The organism is Bradyrhizobium genosp. L (genome assembly GCF_015624485.1).
Lineage (GTDB): Bacteria > Pseudomonadota > Alphaproteobacteria > Rhizobiales > Xanthobacteraceae > Bradyrhizobium.
The window spans coordinates 6,427,359-6,446,797 of the sequence record NZ_CP061378.1 but is presented as its reverse complement, the minus strand read 5'-3'; the positions used below and the strand labels follow the sequence as shown (position 1 = coordinate 6,446,797).

At 61.8% G+C, this 19,439-nt stretch carries 17 protein-coding genes and 1 pseudogene; 12 read left to right on the top strand and 6 right to left on the bottom strand.

The genetic code is table 11. The features are described from left to right. The first annotated feature begins 87 nt into the window (after positions 1–87). Both IC762_RS30820 and IC762_RS30815 read left to right on the top strand, forming a co-directional pair. Complete coding sequence (locus IC762_RS30820) at positions 88–1,548, top strand: HAD family hydrolase (RefSeq protein WP_195785866.1); 1,461 nt, start codon at positions 88–90, stop codon at positions 1,546–1,548. A gap of 503 nt (positions 1,549–2,051) precedes the next feature. Beyond that, positions 2,052–2,552: a hypothetical protein gene (locus IC762_RS30815; RefSeq protein ID WP_195785865.1), complete on the top strand. Its 501-nt coding sequence runs from the start codon at positions 2,052–2,054 to the stop codon at positions 2,550–2,552. A gap of 123 nt (positions 2,553–2,675) precedes the next feature. On the opposite strand, the pseudogene IC762_RS30810 reads toward IC762_RS30815, so the two are convergent. The 4 genes and pseudogenes from IC762_RS30810 to IC762_RS30795 form a co-directional block, all read right to left on the bottom strand. Next, positions 2,676–2,900, bottom strand: a pseudogene (locus tag IC762_RS30810) (DNA polymerase IV); the annotation flags it as partial. Next, on the bottom strand, positions 2,897–3,622 hold the full coding sequence (locus IC762_RS30805; protein ID WP_195785864.1) for an SOS response-associated peptidase: 726 nt from the start codon (positions 3,620–3,622) through the stop codon (positions 2,897–2,899). The gene IC762_RS30805 and the pseudogene IC762_RS30810, both read right to left, overlap by 4 nt. Before the next feature lie 2 nt (positions 3,623–3,624). Next, positions 3,625–4,074, bottom strand: a complete 450-nt coding sequence (locus tag IC762_RS30800; protein ID WP_195790365.1) for a hypothetical protein — start codon at positions 4,072–4,074, stop codon at positions 3,625–3,627. 46 nt (positions 4,075–4,120) lie between these two features. Continuing rightward, positions 4,121–4,516: a hypothetical protein gene (locus IC762_RS30795; protein ID WP_195785863.1), complete on the bottom strand. Its 396-nt coding sequence runs from the start codon at positions 4,514–4,516 to the stop codon at positions 4,121–4,123. Positions 4,517–4,674: 158 nt separating this feature from the next. On the opposite strand from IC762_RS30795, the gene IC762_RS30790 reads away from it, so the two are divergent. Beyond that, entirely contained in the window at positions 4,675–5,604 is a 930-nt protein-coding gene (locus IC762_RS30790; protein ID WP_195785862.1) for a Ku protein, read from the top strand. A 349-nt stretch (positions 5,605–5,953) separates the two neighbouring features. Here IC762_RS30790 and IC762_RS30785 read toward each other — a convergent pair whose 3' ends face one another. Beyond that, positions 5,954–6,253 carry a hypothetical protein gene (locus tag IC762_RS30785; protein WP_195785861.1) on the bottom strand — a complete coding sequence of 100 codons (300 nt, stop codon included), beginning with the start codon at positions 6,251–6,253 and terminating at the stop codon, positions 5,954–5,956. A 195-nt stretch (positions 6,254–6,448) separates the two neighbouring features. On the opposite strand from IC762_RS30785, the gene IC762_RS30780 reads away from it, so the two are divergent. From IC762_RS30780 to IC762_RS30750, 7 genes are all read left to right on the top strand, one after another. After that, on the top strand, positions 6,449–7,396 hold the full coding sequence (locus tag IC762_RS30780; RefSeq protein WP_195785860.1) for an ArdC family protein: 948 nt from the start codon (positions 6,449–6,451) through the stop codon (positions 7,394–7,396). Between the two features lie 126 nt (positions 7,397–7,522). After that, positions 7,523–9,646 (top strand): ParB/RepB/Spo0J family partition protein, encoded by a 2,124-nt coding sequence (locus tag IC762_RS30775; RefSeq protein ID WP_195785859.1) that lies wholly within the window; start codon positions 7,523–7,525, stop codon positions 9,644–9,646. Between the two features lie 165 nt (positions 9,647–9,811). Further along, positions 9,812–14,173: a strawberry notch-like NTP hydrolase domain-containing protein gene (locus IC762_RS30770; RefSeq protein WP_195785858.1), complete on the top strand. Its 4,362-nt coding sequence runs from the start codon at positions 9,812–9,814 to the stop codon at positions 14,171–14,173. Then, a complete protein-coding gene (locus IC762_RS30765) occupies positions 14,173–15,237 on the top strand; it encodes a DUF7146 domain-containing protein (protein WP_195785857.1) in 1,065 nt (354 codons plus the stop codon). Before IC762_RS30770 ends, IC762_RS30765 begins: the two co-directional genes overlap by 1 nt. Before the next feature lie 317 nt (positions 15,238–15,554). Beyond that, positions 15,555–16,487 carry a DUF2493 domain-containing protein gene (locus IC762_RS30760; protein ID WP_195785856.1) on the top strand — a complete coding sequence of 311 codons (933 nt, stop codon included), beginning with the start codon at positions 15,555–15,557 and terminating at the stop codon, positions 16,485–16,487. Positions 16,488–16,705: 218 nt separating this feature from the next. Then, a complete protein-coding gene (locus tag IC762_RS30755; protein ID WP_195785855.1) occupies positions 16,706–17,182 on the top strand; it encodes a hypothetical protein in 477 nt (158 codons plus the stop codon). 529 nt (positions 17,183–17,711) lie between these two features. Then, complete coding sequence (locus IC762_RS30750) at positions 17,712–18,032, top strand: DUF736 domain-containing protein (RefSeq protein ID WP_195785854.1); 321 nt, start codon at positions 17,712–17,714, stop codon at positions 18,030–18,032. Positions 18,033–18,295: 263 nt separating this feature from the next. On the opposite strand, the gene IC762_RS30745 is transcribed toward IC762_RS30750, so the two are convergent. After that, positions 18,296–18,541, bottom strand: coding sequence for a helix-turn-helix domain-containing protein (locus IC762_RS30745; protein ID WP_246801334.1), 246 nt, complete (start codon positions 18,539–18,541; stop codon positions 18,296–18,298). A gap of 168 nt (positions 18,542–18,709) precedes the next feature. Here IC762_RS30745 and IC762_RS30740 point away from each other — a divergent pair, with 168 nt between their 5' ends. Beyond that, positions 18,710–18,982, top strand: a complete 273-nt coding sequence (locus tag IC762_RS30740) for a DUF2285 domain-containing protein (protein ID WP_195785852.1) — start codon at positions 18,710–18,712, stop codon at positions 18,980–18,982. Positions 18,983–19,144: 162 nt separating this feature from the next. Beyond that, positions 19,145–19,339, top strand: a complete 195-nt coding sequence (locus tag IC762_RS30735; RefSeq protein ID WP_195785851.1) for a transcriptional regulator domain-containing protein — start codon at positions 19,145–19,147, stop codon at positions 19,337–19,339. Positions 19,340–19,439: the final 100 nt, after the last annotated feature.

Below are 19,439 nucleotides of genomic sequence, written 5' to 3'. Positions count from 1 at the left end.
GCCTTAGAGCGCGATTTTAGTGGGGTTTCTTGAGCAGGCGCGGCAGGATGGTAAGACACCACCCTTCCAGGGGATTTTGAGGTGGAAATGGCGAGGAAGGTTATCGACACGGTCATTCTCGACCTGGACAACACCATTTTTGACTGGTTTGCGGTTTGGTACGCTTCGTTCCGCCCGGTCTATGACGAGATCATCAAGGCGAGTGGAAAGCCTGTCGACGAAGTCGAGGCTGATATCCGCAAGGTGCACCAACAGCACCGCACGTCCGAATACACCTTCCTCATCGAAGAGATCGATTGCCTCAAGGATGTGCGAGCGAGCGGCGACATCCGCGACACGTTCAAAGAAGCGCTCGACAGGTCACGATTAGGTCGCGATCAGAACCTGAAGCTTTATCCGAGCGTTTTTCCCAGCCTCTGGGACTTGAAGAAGAAGGGCACCAAGATTGTTGCCTACACTGAGTCCATGGCGTTTTACAGCGCTTATCGCCTCAAGCGCTTCGGCCTCGATGGCGTAATCGACGTGCTCTTTTCGCCCGAGGATCACGATGTGCCCGCTGGCGTGGCGCTGGAGAAGCTTCGCCGCCATCCCGACGACTTCTATCAGCTACAGGTTACCGAAATCCGTCACACGCCGAAGGGCGAGTTGAAGCCTAATCCCGGCGTGCTCATCGACATCATCAAAGCCATCGGCGCGAAAACAGAGCGATGCGCTTATATCGGCGACAGTCTGTTCAAAGACGTGGCAATGGCGCGCGATGTCGGCGTGCTCGACGTTCATGCGCAGTACGGAGAGAGCCAGCGGAGGCCGGAGTACAAGCTTTTGCAGCGTGTTTCGCATTGGACGGAAGCCGACGTACAGCGCGAACGGGAGATCACGGCGAAGGGGCACGACTTCTCACCAACAGCCGTGCTCAAGGATTCATTCGCTGAAATTTTCATGTATTGTGATTTCGTTGCTTTCCCGCCAACGCCCATGCAGATTAGCGCAGAGCAAGAGAGCAAGAACGCGATTGAGCTTTGGAAGAAGTGTGTTGATGTGCACCAGCACTTCAATGACCTTGAGATGCGTATCCGAAATTTTGCAATCACGGTCGTCGGCGCTTTGCTCGCCGCGATGAGCTTCACATACCAGCAGGGTCTGCAAACAACGATTTTCGGTCACACGATACCAGCCGGGCTTGGGCTTGTTGGCGCTGCGATCTTTGCATGGGGCGGATTCTTCCTCATGGACCGCTATTGGTACCACATGCTGCTGAAGGGCGCAGTGGACCATTCCGCAAAAATCGAGAAGCGATACGCTGATATCATTCCAGAGATTGGACTTGGTAAGACTATCTCCGAGGCAAGCGGCACTGTCACCGTTCTTGGCATGAAAATGAATTCAAATCGCCGGCTAACGGCGTTTTACGTCCTTGGCGGCGCTATACTTGCGTCCGTCTTTGTTTTTCTTTTGCTTGCACAGCCAGCATCGCCGACCAAGGCGGCGTCGCCGATTCAATCCACCGCCAGCCCACCCGTTGGGACGGCCCCGCCGCCGCGTCAGTAGGCGGATGTTCGGGCTCACCTTCCCGCGCCGTCTTCCTTCTCACCCCGTGCGACAATCATGAGCGAACCATCGGGAAGAGGTCGTTGCAGTTCCAACGCAGCTTCAGGCGGTGCTGTAAGCTACGTCTCAATCTCGCTCCCACGTACCGCTAGTGGTGGCACAGGAGCCGGCCGGGGAATTTGCGCCTTTGCGTGAATTCGCCTCAGGGAGATCGAAGCGCTTCGCTTTTTGACGGTCGCTCGGGTAGCGCCCGGTCGGACGATTCCTTACGTCAATCCTTGGCTCGCCTCGCGTCGGCCAAGTATAAGCCTGCCGGACTTTCCCTCAGGGCTGCCTTAAGGATCGAAAGAAGTCGGCAAATTGGTGTTTGAAGTTCGCCTACCGTGGGGAAGCGCGCTTCCCTAGGGAAGTGATAGTCGTTTTGCCCACGCACCGCTCTACGACCAGTCTCGGGTGCCATCGTCGACAATCAGTGTCATCCACGAGTTGGAGAGAGTGAGGTCATGGCGAAAAAGGGACATACACGCAAGCGCAAACCGTTGCCGGAGCCCGAGCACAAGCTGCTCGCGACCGTGAAATCGGTCACGCTAAGTTACTACGTGGGGAATCACGGCGATGGTGTCTCGGACGAAGCGATCACCGATGTGCTTTGCGACATCGTTGCGATGGCGCCCAACATACCCAAGCACCTCGGCAAGGAAGTGACCTGCTCGCTCATGTGCTCGCGCGAATATAGCCGCGTCGATGATCCTAACGAAGAGCGTTGGCCGCGCATTGGCAAAGGTCAGCCCGTTCCGGAAAGGCCCTTCTTACTCAATATGCGACTGGGCAAGAATGGAGGATTGTTCTCCGCCTACCTGCCAGAGGCCGCATACTGGGCGTTACAAGCCGACCTGAAGAGCGGGCGGCTAAAGTACATCGAGGCGCGGTTCACGAAGCCGCGCCATGGCCATAGTGATGTTACTAGCATCTACTTCTCGGAAATCCCACCGGCGGAACCGTGAACGGTGTCCGCGTCAGAGATGCGGACCCTATAGAGGCAATTCGCTAAATCGATTGGATTAGCTCTCTAGCTCGGTCCGCAAAATCCTTACCGGCTAACAGAACGTATTGTATGCGCTTAAGCTCGCCGTCACCGACGGCATCGCCGATCTGACGCCGAACTTCCGGGCTTCGTAGCTCGCGGCGGCGACGACGCCGCGCTCGCGCGATCCGCCGACGGCAAGCGGCTTGCCGCGGAGATCCGGATTGTCCCGCTGCTCGACCGATGCATAGAATGCATCCATGTCAACGTGGATGATCTTCCGTTGGCGCGGCGGGGCTGCCCCCTGATCGTCGTCTTCGTCCGTCATGCCGACGGTCCGGCCGGATCTTCCTTGACGCCGCGGGCGACGATCCGGAGCGTCCCATCTGGGAGCGGTCGCTGGAGTTTTAGGGCCTCGTCCCCAGTAGCGGTCATCCAGTTCTCGATTGCGTCCGGCGTGGTCAGGATCACGGGCATCGCCTTTGGGTGGATGGCGCCGACCTCGGCGTTGGGCTCCGTTGTGAGGAACGCGAAAATGTCATTGTTGGTTTCGCCTTCCTTGACCTTCCTGACCGACGTCCAATTGGTCCAGATGCCGGCGAAGCAGGCGAGGGGTCGGGACTCGTCGAGGGCGAACCAGATGTCGCCGCCTTCGGCCTTGTTGAACTCGCTGAAGGAGTTGAACGGCACCACACAACGGTTCTCGGCTCCCAGCCATCGCGTCCAGTGTTTGCTTTTCACGTTGCGGATGTTGGTCGTCCCGCCGTCCGGCTCCATCCGGAGCAACTCCTTGAAGTCGACCGGCTTACCTTCGGCTTCGAGTTTCTTTGCCCGTTTCTTGGTCGCCTCCATGAGGGCGTGCTGCGACGATGGCATTCCCCACCGCGCGGTGACAAGCTCGCGGCCTTCGGCGCCGTTGCGCACGATCGGCGCCTGGTAATCCGGAAACACGCCCGGCATCGGCGGCAGGTTGCCGACGTAGCGGTTGATCACGCGAAATAGCGCGATGATCGCCGCCTGATTAGTGGTGATCGAGTAGAGATTGCACATGTTCAGGCTTCGGTTCGAGGATGGCGCGGCTGCGATGCGAGCTGGAGCAGAGTCGCCGATGGACGCCGACCCACCTTGGCGCACTTCCGGCAGCGCAGCCGGCTGGCGAGATCGTGCACGAAGGTGGTCGGAGGATGCTTCATCGCCGCAAGATCGACGTCGCTCGGCGTCTTGCAACGCGCGCACTGGATTTGCAGCCACGGGAAACCACCGTTGACGGCCTGGTCGATGGTCGGTGACGGATCGATCGGTTCGCCGTCCGACCACATCCGCTCGTTCCAACTTTCGCAAAGAAGCTTGTCGGCTTGCTGGATCAGCGCTTCTCCCTTGGCCCGCATCTCGGCCGACTGAGTGGCCAGGATGTTGATCATCGCTCGCGACTTGCCGAGCGCCTTCGCGAGAGCCTTGCGATCGCCGCCTGACAGCGGCGTGGCGTGATATTTCGGGGCCATCCGGACATCCAAACGCAGTGAGATCGGATCGGCAATCCGGGCCGGGTCAGGGCATCTCGAACGCCGGCCAGCACCCGTCTGCTTCGTGTCTCCCGGTGCGCTGCTGGCAGGTGTCGTCGAGCAGCCGCTGGGCAACATCTTTCCAGATTGCATTCCGGCCATATAGCCGGACCGCATCGGCGGTCTGGATTTCCACCGTTCGATCACAGCGTCGGCAGTTGATGCGCAGCACGTGGCGCTGAATTTCCGAGAGCTGCCTTTGGCGCAATTGGGCGCCGGTCGCGCTGGCGCGCGGATCCCTGAGCACGGAATCCCAATATTCGGGCGGGAGCGGTTCCTCGGGAGCCGCCGCGGTTGTTGCCTGCTTCCGAACCGCCTCGACAGCCAGCTTTTCCATCTGTTTTGGCGTCGGCATGCGCCAGCTCGCGGGGTGGTCGGTCATGCCCGAATTAGAACATAACAAGAACAAATGTCGAGTCTACGGAAGCGGGAATCGGGGTAGAGCCTGTTAAAAAAAAATCCGCGCCGAGGTGAGCCGGGTGTCGGAACCAGACCGGCTGGATCGTCTTGAATCCGGCATCAGTGTTGGAGTTCCGCGTCATGGCCCCCCGCGCCAACTGGAAAGGCTTCCTTCGCCTTTCACTCGTCACCTGTCCAGTCGCGCTCTATCCGGCCACCTCGGAATCCGAAAAGGTCTCCTTCAACCAACTCAACCGGAAGACCGGCCACCGCATCAAGTATGCCAAGATGGATGCCGAGACCGGTGAGGAGGTCGCCAACGAGGACATCGTCAAGGGCTACAAGGTCGACACCGACACCTTCATCGAGGTGACGAAGGAGGAGCTCGACAACGTGGCGCTGGAATCGACCAGGACCATCGAGATCGACGAGTTTGTCGACCGCAGTGAGATCGACCCGCGCTACCTGATCCGCCCCTATTATCTGTGTCCGGACGGCAAGGTCGGGCACGACGCCTTCGCAGTCATCCGCGAAACCATCCGCGAGATGAACAAGGTCGCAGTCGGTCGTGTGGTGCTCACCAATCGCGAGCACATCATCGCGCTCGAGCCTCTGGACAAGGGGCTGATGGGAACGCTGCTGCGCTATCCCTACGAGGTCCGCGGCGCGGAGGAATACTTCGACGAAATCCAGGATGTCAAAGTGACCAAGGACATGCTCGATCTCGCCAGGCACATCGTCAATCAGAAGGCGGGGCATTTCGAGCCGGATAAATTCGAGGACCAGTATGAGACGGCCCTGATTGATCTCATCAATCAGAAGCGTGCCGGCAAGCCCATTGCCGTGAAAGCGCGTCCCCGCGGCGAGAACGTGGTGGATCTGATGGATGCGTTACGCAAGAGCATCGGCAGCAGTGCAGCGGCAGCTGGACCAGCGAAGAAGCTGGCCAAGAAGCCGCGCAAGGCGGCGGCCGGCCAGAAGGAGATGCTGATGCCGATCGCAGGCAAGAAGCCAGCGAAGGAAGCTGCAGTGAAGAAGCCGGCGGCCAAGCCGCAGCGGAAGTCGGCCTAAGACAAGGGCTCATCCCTTTCCTGGGGCAGCGGAAACGTGGGGCGCCATTTTCGTTGGGGCTGGGCGCGTCCGCTGGTCGCGGACCGGGCTCTCGTGAACTGTGCCGCTTCGCGTCACGGCCATCCGGCTTCGATCCCTCGCGCAATCATGAGTCGCTCGCCGGAGGCACTCGTTCGCGGGCCCCGCCGGCATTGCATGCCGGCGTCGCTATCACTGTCCCGCGCCCGGGTGCCTTCTTAAACCGGTCTCGCGACTGCACTCGGTCCCGGGTCCCGCCGCTGCGCGTCGGCGCTATGCTGACCCTCCTGCGGGTGCCTTTTTTGCCTTTCTGCTGGCTAGTCGCTGCGCGTTAGAAGCCGCGATACTCGCGCACGATTTCCTCATGCCCAACTTCAGCTTCGGCCCATGTTGAGTAGCGCACTCGCCGGGCGTCGACAGAGGAGACGCCGGCTTTCATGAGCTCGGTTTCGAAGAGGAGGGGACTGCTTGGATCGCAACCCATGTCGAGACCCACGAAGACGGTCGAAACGACGAGATCTGCGCTGACCTGCGTCCTTGCGACGACGCGATCGGCTGAAATGACCCATTCGTGCCACGTGACCGGGTCCGTGCGCCTAGATTCGTGCCCATCCCGAACGTAGTGGCTCATCCTGTCTAACATAGTCAGTCCTGCCAGCGAGCGCCAGCCGCCATGCCCGCTCGTTCCCGCGGCGCGAGCGCTATGAACGCCGGCTTCCCGTTAAGCCGATGCAGCGCTGCGGGGAGAGGAAGAGTGGCGGCCGGTTTTGCCGTGACGGGTCGAGATCGGGAGAGAGGCTTCCGGCGCCCGTCGCGGAGAACCGCGATGTCCAGACAAACACGAGTTCGCGTCGGCGACGACCGGGCGAGCCTTTACGCCGAAATCACCGACAAGATCATCGCCGAACTGGAGGCCGGCCGTGTGCCGTGGGTGCAGCCATGGGGGACCGCCACGATCAAGTCGCCACTCGCCATGCCGCGCAACGCCTCGACGCAGCGCCGTTATGCCGGAATCAACGTGCTGATTCTCTGGGGTGCCGTTATTGAACGCGGATTCTCCGGCCAGAGTTGGCTGACCTTTCGCCAGGCGCTCGGACTTGGCGGCCACGTCAGGAAGGGCGAGCGGGGAACGACCGTCGTCTACGCCGATCGTTTCATTCCAGAGGACGAGCGTCGGCGTGCCGCTGAGATGGGCGAAGAGCCGGGTGCGATCCCGTTCCTCAAGCGTTTTACCGTCTTCAACACCGACCAGTGCGACGGGTTGCCCGAGGACGTCGCCGCCTCAATTGTCCCGCCACCGCAGGGCCTGATTGAGCCGCAGGCCGAAACCTTGATTGCCGCCACCGGCGCCGACTTCCGCATCGGCGGTGTGCATGCCTACTACAACACGACCGGCGATTTCGTGCAGGTACCGCCGCCGGCTGCGTATTTCGAGCCCATCAATTGGCACCGGACTGCATTCCACGAACTCGCGCATTGGAGTGGAGCCGCGTCACGGCTTGGTCGGGATCTGTCCGGTTCGAAGGGCTCCAAATCCTACGCGCGCGAGGAACTGGTGGCCGAAATGGCGGGCGCGTTCGTCTGCGCCTCGCTCGGCATCGTGCCGACCGTGCGCCACGCCGACTATATCGGTTCATGGCTAGAGGTGTTGCGCGAGGACAACCGCGCTGTCGTGCGTGCGGCGAGTGCGGCATCGAAATCTGCCGATTTCCTGCTCGCCTTTCGGCCGCTCGCGATCGACTCTCATCCCGATGACAAGGAGGAGGCCGCGTGAAGAATTCACCTGTTACCTCAGCTTCCGGCGTCGCAGCGCGTCAGAGAGTGAGAGGAGGGAGGGCAGTTCGCGACGGGTTGGAGGTCGAGAGAGAGTCTTTCGGCCGCCCGTCGCGGAGAATCCGACATGGCAAGTGCCGTTTCGAAGATCAAACTCAGTCCCTCCCGGGATATCCCCTTCAATAAGCTGGTGTTGAGCCAGTCCAACGTCCGCCGCGTGAAGGCTGGCGTCTCGATAGAGCAATTGGCCGAGAGCATTGCGCAGCGTACTTTGCTGCAAGGTCTCAGCGTCCGCGCCGTCGTCGACGGCGAGGGGCAGGCGACCGGCATGTTCGAGGTCCCCGCCGGCGGGCGGCGTTACCGCGCGCTCGAATTGCTGGTGAAGCAGAAGCGGATGGCGAAGACGCAACCGGTGCCCTGCGTTGTCAGGGATGACGGCATTGCCGAGGACGACTCGCTTGCGGAAAACGACGAGCGCATTGGTCTGCATCCGCTCGATCAGTTCCGCGCGTTCCAGGTTCTGCAAAACGGCGGCATGAGCGAGGAGGACATCGCCGCACGGCATTTCGTGTCGCCGGCGATCGTCAAGCAGCGCCTGCGTCTTGCGTCGGTCTCGCCGAAACTCCACGACGTCTATGCCGACGACGGCATGACGTTGGAGCAGTTAATGGCCTTCGCGGTGACCGGTGATCATGCTCGCCAGGAGCAGGTCTGGGAAAATGTGAGCCGCTCCAACTACGATGAGCCATACCAGATCCGCCGAATGCTGACGGAGAATACGGTTCGTGCATCCGATCGGCGCGCGCGGTTCATCGGGTTAGACGCCTACGAGCAGGCTGGTGGCTCGGTCATGCGAGATCTGTTCGAGCACGACGACGGCGGCTGGTTGCAGGACATACCGTTGCTCGATCGTCTCGTGACCGAGAAACTCAAGGCTGACGCCGAGGCGATCGCTGCCGAGGGTTGGAAGTGGATATCGATCGCCGTTGAGTTCCCCTACGGCCATTCCGGCGGCCTCCGGAAGCTTGAGGGCGAGCCGGCGGATTTGACGGAGGAGGAGCGGACGACGCTCGATGCTCTCAACGCCGAGTACGACAAGATCGAGGTGGACTATCAGGACGCTGACGAACTGCCCGACGAAATCGATCAGCGCCTTGGCGAGATCGAAACGGCACGGTCCGCATTTGAAGCCAGATCTCTGATCTACGATCCGGCAGAGATCGCCCGCGCCGGTGTATTCATCAGCATCGATGCGGAGGGCTCGCTGTCGGTGGACCGGGGCTACGTGCGATCCGAGGACGAGGCACCCGTCGTCGATGATCCGGCGATCGACGAACAGGACGAGGGAGCAACCGGCGAACGATCGACAACCGTTGGCTCAGTCCCGCGTGCGGTCATCACTGTCGGCGGTGCGCCAGCTGAGCCCGTCGATGAAGAGGAGGACGACAGCATCAAGCCGCTGCCGGATCGGCTCGTTACCGAGCTGACCGCGCATCGTACGCTCGCGCTGCGCAATGCATTGGCGAACAATCCGGCCGTTGCCTTCCAGGCGGTATTGCACAACTTCGTGCTGGCGACGTTCTATCGCTTCGCTTCGTCGAGCGGATGCCTGGAGATTGCGATCCGGACGCCGGCGTTTCCCGCATCTGCGCCGGGCTTGAAGGAGAGCGCGTCGGCAGAAGCTATCGATACCAGGCACGATGGATGGAAGGTCCGCCTTCCCAAGGAGGAAGGCGACCTCTGGGACGCCCTCTCTGCGCTCGGCGGGAAGGAGCAAGCCGCGCTGTTCGCACATTGCGCATCGTCCGCAGTCAATGCGCTCTATGAGCCGGCTAACCGCTACAATGAGAGCCGGGTTTCCGCACATGGCGTCCGCCGAAGGCTCGATCAGGTCGATTTGCTCGCTCGCTCCGTCGGACTCGACATGGCGGCAGTGGGCTGGAAGCCGACCGTCGACAACTATCTCGGCCGGGTTACCAAGCCTCGCATTCTCGAAGCCGTGCGTGAGGCTAAGGGCGAGCCGTCGGTGCAGCTCATCGACCACCTCAAGAAGGGCGACATGGCTCGCGAAGCCGAGCGGCTGCTCGACGGTACGGGTTGGCTACCCGAGCCGCTTCGTCTCGTGGAGATAGATGCCGCGGGGCAAGATGGCGACGGTGACGCTGAGGCCTTGCCTGAATTCCTCGCGACTCCCGAGGACGAAGCGACCACAGACGAAGAGGAGCAGCCGCATATCATCGCTGCTGAATGATCCACGCTTGCGGGGCGGCTTCGACCGCCCCGCAATTCCCGTGGTCGATATCTTGCGGGGCAACGGATCTTGAGAGGTAGAGGGCGGCCGGGAGGGATTTGAGCCGGCGTGGTCGAGAGAGCGCCGCGGCGGCTCGATCCTTCCCAGCTCCTCGAGGTTGTTCCCATGACATCGACGTCCGTCTCCGTGGCTGCCGTTGCGGCCGCGCCGCTTTCTGTTGCGTCCGGTTCGGCGACGAAAGCCGCCGCAATCGCCAAGGCCGCCCACGATCTTTTTCTGCAGCTTGAGCATGGTCAGCGCATCGACGCGCCGCTGTTGCGGACGGCGATGATCAACGCCTTTGGCGCGTCCGACGCTGACGGCGGATGGAACTGGAAGATGGCTTACGACGCCTGTGAGGCGGTCACCGTTCTGTTCCTTCGCAAGTTTGGTCCGGCCATGCGCGCCCGTGCCGCTTCACCGGCCGCACTGTTGCCGATGCTCGCTAAAATCGGGGGCCTGCTTCCGACCCACACGCGCCGCTCGGAAGAGAGTGAAGCCCTCCAGCAGTTCAGCACACCCATCACGCTTGCGCTTGTCGCAAGCGCTGCCGCAGCGATCACGCCGGCGGACATTGTGCTGGAGCCGTCGGCCGGTACGGGTCTGCTCGCCATCTGGGCCGAACTGTCGGGCGCATCGCTCGTTCTCAACGAACTCGCCGAAGTCCGAGCGGAGCTTCTTTCCCATCTCTTTGCCGGCAGCGCCGTTACCAGGTTCGACGGAGCCCACATCGACGACCATCTCGACGCCGACGCCCGGCCGAGCGTCGTGCTGATGAATCCGCCATTCTCTGCGGTGGCACATGTCGATCGCCGCATGTCCGACGCAGCGTTGCGGCACATTGCGTCCGCGTTGGCGCGGCTCCCGGACGGCGGCCGGCTTGTCGCGATCACCGGGGCGAATTGCTCCCCCGACAATCCGGTCTGGACTGACGCCTTTGTCCGGTTGCAGGAGCGCGGGCGTGTCGTCTTCACGGCCGCCATCGCCGGCTCGATCTACGCCAAGCACGGTACCTCGGTCGAGACGCGCCTGACCGTGATCGATCGGTTACCCGCGGACGATACGAGGGCATTTCCGTCGTCTCCCGGCGTGGCGCCGGACGTTGCCACGCTGCTTGGCTGGGTCACGAAACACGTTCCAGCACGGCTGCCACTCGCGGCGAGCGTTACCGCTCCGCCGGTCAAGCGTCCAGCCATTCCGCGGGCGGTGCGCACCTCAGCTACGCGCCCGTCCGCCGCGGCGGCCCAGATGTCTGTCCCTGAGGCGATCGAACTCACCTATGAGACCGTCGCATGGACACCGGCTGAGGCGGACCGGATCACGGATGCGCTCTATGAGGGATACGCACTTCAGTCGATCCGGATTCCCGGATCGCACGCACATCCGACCAAGCTGGTGCAATCCGCCGCCATGGCGTCGGTGGCGCCTCCGGTCCCCTCCTATCGGCCGCACCTTCCGGGAAATGTCGCGACCTGCGGCTTGCTAGCCGACGCGCAACTCGAATCCATTATCTATGCCGGCGAGGCGCATGCTGGCTTTCTCGCGGGATCATGGACGATCGACGAAACCTTTGATGTCGTTTCCGCGGCCCGCGAAGATGCGGACAATGCGGTCCAGTTCCGGCGCGGCTGGTTCCTTGGCGATGGCACTGGTGCGGGCAAGGGACGTCAGGTCGCCGGCATCCTGCTCGACAACTGGCTCAAGGGCCGCCGTCGCGCGGTATGGGTCTCGAAATCCGACAAGCTGATCGAGGATGCCCAGCGCGACTGGTCGGCGCTTGGCATGGAACGCCTGCTCGTGACGCCGCTGTCGCGCTTCCGCCAGGGCACGCCGATCCGGCTGGAGCACGGCATCCTTTTCACCACCTACGCCACGCTGCGGTCCGATGCCCGCGATGACAAGGTTTCCCGCGTCAGGCAGATCGTCGAATGGTTGGGTGCCGACTTCGACGGCGTCATTGTCTTCGATGAAAGCCACGCCATGCAGAATGCCGCGGGCAGCAAGGGCGAACGCGGCGATCCCAAGGCGATTGCTGGCAATCGTCCGGGGGCTGCCTCGCAGCAGGGGAGAGCGGGGCTTCGGCTGCAGCACGCCCTGCCGAATGCGCGCGTCGTTTACGTTTCGGCAACCGGCGCTACCACGGTGCACAATCTGGCCTACGCTCAGCGTCTCGGACTGTGGGGCGACAAGGACTTTCCATTTGCGACCCGCTCGGAGTTCGTCGAGGCCATCGAGGCTGGCGGCGTCGCCGCAATGGAGGTTTTGGCGCGCGACCTCAAGGCACTTGGGCTTTATGCGGCGCGCTCCCTTTCATACGAAGGTGTCGCATACGAACTCGTCGAACATCGGCTGACCGGCGAGCAGATCCGCATTTACGATGCGTATGCGGGTGCGTTTAGCGTCATCCATAACAATCTCAACGCCGCCATGCGGGCGGCGAACGTCACCGGCGAGACCGGGACGCTCAACGCGCAGGCGAAGTCCGCGGCGCGATCGGCATTCGAGTCCGCAAAACAGCGCTTCTTCAGTCATTTACTCACGTCGATGAAGACGCCTTCCTTGATCCGTTCGATCGAACGCGATCTTGGGGAAGGCCACGCCGCCGTGATCCAGATCGTATCGACCGGCGAAGCACTGATGGAGCGCCGGCTTGCGGAGATACCTACCGAGGAGTGGAACGACGTCCAGGTCGATATCACGCCGCGTGAGTACGTCCTCGATTATCTCGCCCATTCCTTCCCGGTCCAACTGTTCGAGCCCTTCACCGACTCCGAGGGCAACCTATCGTCCCGACCAGTCTATCGTAATGGTCAGCCCGTCGAGAGCCGGGAGGCCGTTGCGCGGCGCGACAGACTGATCGAGAAGCTTGCCTCGCTCACACCCGTGCCTGCCTCGCTCGACCAGATCGTGCAGCGGTTTGGCACCGATATGGTCGCCGAAGTCACCGGACGCTCGCGCCGCATCATCCGCAAAAGCGACCGCCTCACCGTTGAGAACCGCGCCGGCTCGGCGAACCTCACTGAGGCCGCAGCCTTCATGGACGACGTCAAGCGCATCCTTGTCTTCTCGGACGCCGGCGGGACTGGGCGCAGCTACCATGCCGAGCTGTCTGCTCGAAACCGGCGCTTGCGCGTGCACTATCTGCTCGAACCCGGCTGGAAGGCCGATGCCGCGATCCAGGGTCTCGGTCGGACGAACAGGACCAACCAGGCTCAGCCTCCGCTGTTTCGTCCCATTGCGACCGATGTGAAAGCCGAGAAGCGCTTTCTCAGCACCATCGCACGCCGCCTCGACACGCTCGGCGCCATTACCCGCGGTCAGCGGCAGACGGGCGGGCAGGGGTTGTTTCGGCCCGAGGACAATCTGGAGAGCAGCTACGGTCGCGACGCCTTGCGTCAGCTCTATACGCTCCTGGTCCGCGGCAAAGTGGAGGGCTGCTCGCTCGAGATGTTCGAGGATACAACCGGGCTGAAGCTGACCGACTCCAATGGCATGAAGGATGAGCTTCCGCCGATCACGACCTTCCTCAACCGTCTGCTGGCGCTGACCATCAACCTGCAAAACGTGCTCTTCACCGCCTTCGAGCAGTTGCTCACCACTCGGATCGAAGGCGCCATCGCTTCCGGAATTTATGACGTCGGTCTCGAGACGCTGCGGGCGGAAAGCTTCGTCGTCACCGATCGGCGCACGATCTACACCCATCCTGGTACCGGCGCGGAGACCCGGCTGCTCACGATCACCCAGCGTGAGCGCAACCGGCCATTGTCCCTCGACGACGCGCTCGGCCGTCTCTCTGATCGCCGTGCTGTCCTGCTGGCCAACGAACGGTCCGGCCGTGCGGCCGTTCAGGTCCCTGCGCCGAGCCTCATGCTCGATGATGGTGAGATCGAGCAACGCGCGCGATTGATCCGGCCCATGGAAAGCTTGAGCGTTCCGCTCAACGCAATGGCCGAAAGCCATTGGATCGAGACGGATCGCGAGCGATTTAGTAGCGTCTGGCAGGCGGAGCTTGCGAGAGTACCGGAGTTCACCGAGAACGCGCTTCATGTCGTCGCGGGTCTCCTCTTGCCGATCTGGAAGCGGCTCCCTGACGAGTCGACGCGTGTCTATCGTCTTCAGACCGACGCCGGCGAGCGAATCATCGGCCGAAAGGTGTCGTCTGCCTGGGTCGCCGGCGCGCTTCTCGGCGAACAGCCGACACTGGCACCCGCAGAAGCTTTAGCGGCGTTGTCGGAAGGCCGCACGGTTCTCGATCTAGCCGAAGGCCTGCGACTTCGGCGCGCCCGCGTCATGGGCGCGCATCGTATCGAGCTCTCTGGCTTCACCGACACCATGCGCGATCGTTTGCGCGCTTATGGACTGTTCAGTGAGATCATCTCCTGGAAGCTGCGCATGTTCGTGCCAGTCGACGCAGATGGCGTCGGCGTCCTTGCCAGGCTGCTTGAATGTTATCCGATCGAGCGCATCGCCGAGCGGGAGGCAGCATAATGCCCCGCGATGCTTCCGAATTGGCGCTCCGCCTCGCACGCGAGGCGGAGGCGGTGTGTCGGCACTACCTCTCCAACGGCCGTCGCCAGGGCCGTTATTGGCTGGTCGGCGATAGCAGAAATACACCCGGGCGCTCCATGTTCGTGCGGTTGATTGCATCGACCAAAGGACCTGCGGGCAAGTGGACGGACGCGGCGACCGGCGAGCATGGCGACCTGCTCGATATTATCCGTGAGAGTTGCGGGTTGCTTGATTTCCGCGATGTTGCCAACGAGGCGCGACGATTCTTGAAGCTGCCTCGGCCCGATCCTCCCCCCGAATGGATGTCCGGACACACCAAGGCCCTGCCCGGATCCCGAGAGGCAGCGCGGCGACTGTTCGGCATGTCGCAGTCGATCAGCCGAACTGTTGTCGAAGCCTATTTGCGCCGACGAGGCATTCCATCCGTGCATCACGAAGGTGCGTTGCGCTTCCATCCGCGCTGCTATTACCGGGTGAACGACGACTCGCCGACTGAAGTCTGGCCGGCGATGATTGCCCGTGTCACCGACCTCGACGGCCGGATCACGGGCGTGCACCGCACTTGGCTTGACCCGTCCGGTCGCGGCAAGGCGCCGATCGACACGCCGCGACGCGCCATGGGCGACCTCCTGGGCAACGCCGTCCGTTTTGGTTCTGCTGACGATGTGCTCGCAGCAGGTGAGGGTATCGAGACCATGCTTTCGCTTCGCTGTGTGCTGCCGACTTTGCCGATGGCCGCGGCACTCTCTGCCAACCATCTCGCCGCCATGCTCCTCCCACTGACGGTGCGCCGCCTGTACATTGCACGCGACGCCGATCTAGCTGGAGAGGGCGCCGCGATGACCTTGACGAAACGCGCAGAAGCGGCGGGCATCGAGGCGTTCACATTGTCGCCCAGGTTCACATTGTCGCCCAGGTTCGATGACTTCAACGAAGATCTGCGCACGCTGGGCGCTGAAAAACTTGAGGCGGCCTTGCGCTTACAGCTTGTGCCACAGGACGTTGTCCGCTTCGTTCCTTCGACGACGACCGTCGCGGGATAACAGCAAGCGCTTTGAACGCGCTCTCGTCACCGCCAGTCAGCTCGAGGTCAGCGTTGCCGGACAGAGCCCGCGTCCCCGGCCTTCTAGAGGGCGATCGGACGGCAGGCGGTCCGGTCCGGCAATGGCAGAGGTGCGGCTATTTTCCGCCGGCGCTTACGCGCCTTTGCATCGCGAAACAAAATAGCCGCCTCCCTGCCATCCTCCGCTTTGCTCCGGCCCTGCGCTGCGCTTCGGGTTCTGGTCCGTTTCGCCCGCCGTCTGGTGATCGCCACGAAGGCCGCGATGGACGCGGTCAATCCGGCAAAGGACCTCTCACCATGACGACCGAGCACGACGATGCCGAGTTCAAACCGCAGCACAGTTCATCCCCGACCGTTCATGCGCTCAACGAGCTTCAGCTCTACGGCCACCGTCCCTTCCACGACGAGCCCGATCCGAGGCCGTTACCCGAAGCCAAAATCATCGCTGGCGCGATCGCCGATATCTTCGACGCTTTCGTGGCGACCCTAAGCGACACCCGACTCGAACCCGACCTCGAGAATCTGCTCTGGTCGACCGTCAACCTCTTTCACCGCGCCACGGGTCGCATCGAGCGCGAACTCGACGACAACGAACAGGCGCAGCAGAAGAGCCAGCGCGAGCAGAATGGCTCGGAGGTGCGGTCAGTCGAACTGGAACGGCTCACGGCTGAAGGCATCACGATGATCGAACGGCGCAACGCCATGGAACTGTTCCGCGACCTGGCAACAGACCAATTCGAGGTTCACACCGGCTCACCCTGGCGCCCCCGCACTGGATCACTGGTCAATCATCGCGCACTCACATCCGCTGTCATCGACAGCCGCGATTTCCTCGTAGCCAAGCGCCGCGCGGAGACCGAGACGATGTTGCCATCGGGACCCAAGATTGCGCTCACCGGCGGACTCGATTTCAACGACGTCGCCCTGATCTGGGACCGTCTCGACAAGGTCCACGCCAAGCACCCGGACATGGTGCTTCTCCATGGTGGCTCGCCGAAGGGCGCCGAACTGATCGTTGCCAAATGGGCCGCTAACCGCAGGGTTCCGCAGATCGCATTCAAGCCGGACTGGACCAAGCATGCCAAGGCAGCTCCGTTCAAGCGCAACGACGCCATGCTCGCGGCGCTTCCGATCGGCGTCATGCACTTCCCGGGCACCGGGATACAGGACAACCTTGCCGACAAGGCGAAGAAGCTCGGTGTTCCCGTCTGGAAGTTTGGCGGCGCGTAAGCGCCGCTCCACCGGCGCTTCCTCATCTAAGCAACTCACACGACTGCAGTTCTCTTAAACTCCGCCGATTTGAGGCAAGCAGAGTGGTTGTTCTTTTGTCGTGCACGGCCAAAGAGGATAATTGTTCCCGCAGCCGCTTGTCTTCGTTATAGTCTCAACCGCGCCGTGGTAGTGGTGGAAGGCGCGACCGTCATATCTTTTGTCGTGGAGCCACCACCATGCTTATCCTTGGACTCATTCTCAATATGCTTGGCATCGGCCTGTTCTGCTGGCTGATTTTCACACTCGCTATCTATGCGTTTCCATTCTTCGTTGCGCTTTCTGCATGGCTGGCAGCGATACACGGTGGCGCGGGTGTCGCCATAGCGTTCTGTGTCGCCATTATTGCAGGTGTGCTCACTCTCTTCATTGGGCAAACGGCGTTTGCTTTGACTCGATCCACGCTTCTTCGTGCCGTGATCGCCGCCGCTTTTGCTGTTCCGGCGGCCGTCGCGGGCTATAACGTCGTTCATGGCTTATCGCAAATTGGAGTGCCTTCATTGCCATGGCGCGACGCGTTTGTCTGGATCGGCGCTATAGCGGTCGGCGGCACGGCCTGGACGCGGATGACAATCTTTGCCGACCCCCTGCGACCGGCCGAGGCTTTGCCGAACGGATCTCAGCCGGCTCTCACTGCCACGACGCGGCAGGGATAAGCCTCTATCTCGTCGGGCGAGGTTCTCTATGGTCGAAGCGTTGGTGGTCGTGTGATCAATCATCGATGGTGCGGCCCGTTCCGAAACGATTGCTAGCTAACGCCTGACGTCCCGGCACGAGGCAACGCCGGCAGGGGCATCTCATCGCGGATTGTTCAAGGCAGTCGAGCCGACCTATTCCTTCGCTTTTGTTTCCGTCCCTTCGCCTGAACGCAGCGACTTCTTGTGCAGCACAACCGATATTCGCCACGACTTCTTCCGAGGATGCTGTTTAGCGCACGGACCCCGTGGCCTCTTGATGGCTTGATCTGGCCGAAGAGCGGCTGCGCCTCGATCGCCTGAACGCAACGCCGTGTGTCGACTTTCTTCCCCTGGGCTACGCCCATTCCTCGCGAAACAAGAAAGTCGCCCCGCTGGCGTCCTTCGCTGCGCTCCGGCCCGCGGGCGGGTGCGTCGTCGATCGTCTTCGGCCTGTAGATCGCCATCGAGGCCGCGGTGGTCGCGGCTCGAAACAGCAAGGAGAAGTAACATGGCTAACATCGGTTCTTTCAAGAAGGTCGGCAGCGACTTCCAGGGCGAGATCGTCACCCTCAGCCTCCAGACCAAGGGCGTTCGGATCGTGCCCGAGACCAACCGCTCCAACGAGAATGCCCCGAGCCACCGCATCTTCGTCGGCCGGGCCGAGATCGGGGCCGCCTGGTCGAAGCGTTCCGAGGAGGGCCGCGACTACCTCTCGCTCAAGCTCGACGATCCCTCGTTCAACGCGCCGATCTACGCGAACCTGTTCGACGACGAGGAAGGTGACGGCTACACCCTGATCTGGTCGCGGCCGCGCAAGAACGGCGACTGAGGCTCGCCAACAGAGCCCCGTCCGGTCCGCCGGGCGGGGCTTCTCAATCTCAGGCGCGCATCTCGCAGTGAAGACTCCGGCAGATCGAGCCGCTCTGCCCCCTTATCGGCTATTCGGTCTGCCCCTCTAGCCTATCCATCGCCGCCGGTCGGCAAGCCGGCCCGGCGGCGATGACGCGTGCCGTGTCCGGCGCTCGCAGAGCCTTCTGCTCGGCTCGCGAAAGCAAGCATCTACCACTATTGAGATGGGCTGCTCAGATCCAATTACTTCCGTTTGGAAGACTTTGTTCGTTCGGCGCGCGCCTCTTCGTCAGGCAGGACGAGATCGACGTGGCTGACGCCCAATGTGCTGGCGAGTTCAAACAGGGTTACGACAGTTGGATTACGGCGGCCGCGCTCCAGGTCACTGATATATTGCTGCGTGAAGCCGGACGCTTCGGCGAATTTCTCCTGCGTGAAGCGCTTCTGCTTCCGCAGTCTTGCGAAATTCCGCCCGACCAACTTGCGCATGTCCATACGCGCAAGTTGCGGCTTTACATACTATGAGGTTTATCTCCTATAATATGTATTAGGGCTCCTTCGCTGGCCGCAGGAGTCGGAATGGGGCTAAAGTGAGACCTGCGGGATTGTACGAGGGCCTCGATAGATTAGAATCATTCGCCGTTTGCTGGGATACTCATGACGAAGCCGGAGCTAGACCCTGACGTCGCGGATGTCGCGCCGACCGATTCGGCGCTGACGGTCTATGACGAGCAGCACGTCGTGACGTACACGCGTCTTTTGCAGGCCGAAAGCGAGGGGGCCGACTGGAGGGAGATCGCACGAATAGTGTTGCATATCGATCCGGAGCAGGAACCCGATCGCGCGCGCAACGCATACCTGACTCATCTTAAGCGCGCTAAGTGGGTTACAGAACAAGGACGTCTCTTGCGCGGTGCTGGCTCGAAATAGAAAAAATCCACCGGCGTTATGCCTGTCGAGAACACAATTTTCTTCGGCTGATCGGTGGTCATCCCAGTGCACCACGTGGTGCCAAAGTAGGGGCTTCCTACAACCCAATCGATCAGAATTATTGCGCCGCAATCCTTAGCTTTGTGCAATGGGGCGGAAGCAATGCCTGAATTCGACTGGCGGTCGCCGGAGTCTTACAAGAGTCTACAAGAAGCTGACATCACCGACATCGCCTGGGAATGCCTGCGCCGCAATGTCGACTACCAACGCGACTACGAGGCGATGATCGCAAACGATAGCGACGCTGAAGTGACGCCGGAATTCCGGAGGAGATGGGGTATCTGCTTTCGCACATGAGCCGCATGGGTCCTTTGGCCAGCAGGTCATCTATTGGGCGCCCGAGGTCCTGCCGACTGTCGTTCCAGTCGCGCCGGTCGCGTTGCCCTTCAACGGTGGC

What these genes read in the sequence shown, in the direction of transcription:
- IC762_RS30800 (WP_195790365.1), bottom strand. Translation starts at nt 4,074, where the DNA reads ATGGCCCCGAAATATCACGCCACGCCGCTGTCAGGCGGCGATCGCAAG.
- IC762_RS30790 (WP_195785862.1), top strand. Translation starts at nt 4,675, where the DNA reads ATGGCCCCCCGCGCCAACTGGAAAGGCTTCCTTCGCCTTTCACTCGTC.
- IC762_RS30770 (WP_195785858.1), top strand. Translation starts at nt 9,812, where the DNA reads ATGACATCGACGTCCGTCTCCGTGGCTGCCGTTGCGGCCGCGCCGCTT.
- IC762_RS30735 (WP_195785851.1), top strand. Translation starts at nt 19,145, where the DNA reads ATGCCTGAATTCGACTGGCGGTCGCCGGAGTCTTACAAGAGTCTACAA.
- IC762_RS30795 (WP_195785863.1), bottom strand. Translation starts at nt 4,516, where the DNA reads ATGACCGACCACCCCGCGAGCTGGCGCATGCCGACGCCAAAACAGATG.
- IC762_RS30750 (WP_195785854.1), top strand. Translation starts at nt 17,712, where the DNA reads ATGGCTAACATCGGTTCTTTCAAGAAGGTCGGCAGCGACTTCCAGGGC.
- IC762_RS30820 (WP_195785866.1), top strand. Translation starts at nt 88, where the DNA reads ATGGCGAGGAAGGTTATCGACACGGTCATTCTCGACCTGGACAACACC.
- IC762_RS30760 (WP_195785856.1), top strand. Translation starts at nt 15,555, where the DNA reads ATGACGACCGAGCACGACGATGCCGAGTTCAAACCGCAGCACAGTTCA.
- IC762_RS30745 (WP_246801334.1), bottom strand. Translation starts at nt 18,541, where the DNA reads ATGCGCAAGTTGGTCGGGCGGAATTTCGCAAGACTGCGGAAGCAGAAG.
- IC762_RS30785 (WP_195785861.1), bottom strand. Translation starts at nt 6,253, where the DNA reads ATGAGCCACTACGTTCGGGATGGGCACGAATCTAGGCGCACGGACCCG.
- IC762_RS30815 (WP_195785865.1), top strand. Translation starts at nt 2,052, where the DNA reads ATGGCGAAAAAGGGACATACACGCAAGCGCAAACCGTTGCCGGAGCCC.
- IC762_RS30775 (WP_195785859.1), top strand. Translation starts at nt 7,523, where the DNA reads ATGGCAAGTGCCGTTTCGAAGATCAAACTCAGTCCCTCCCGGGATATC.
- IC762_RS30755 (WP_195785855.1), top strand. Translation starts at nt 16,706, where the DNA reads ATGCTTATCCTTGGACTCATTCTCAATATGCTTGGCATCGGCCTGTTC.
- IC762_RS30805 (WP_195785864.1), bottom strand. Translation starts at nt 3,622, where the DNA reads ATGTGCAATCTCTACTCGATCACCACTAATCAGGCGGCGATCATCGCG.
- IC762_RS30740 (WP_195785852.1), top strand. Translation starts at nt 18,710, where the DNA reads ATGACGAAGCCGGAGCTAGACCCTGACGTCGCGGATGTCGCGCCGACC.
- IC762_RS30765 (WP_195785857.1), top strand. Translation starts at nt 14,173, where the DNA reads ATGCCCCGCGATGCTTCCGAATTGGCGCTCCGCCTCGCACGCGAGGCG.
- IC762_RS30780 (WP_195785860.1), top strand. Translation starts at nt 6,449, where the DNA reads ATGTCCAGACAAACACGAGTTCGCGTCGGCGACGACCGGGCGAGCCTT.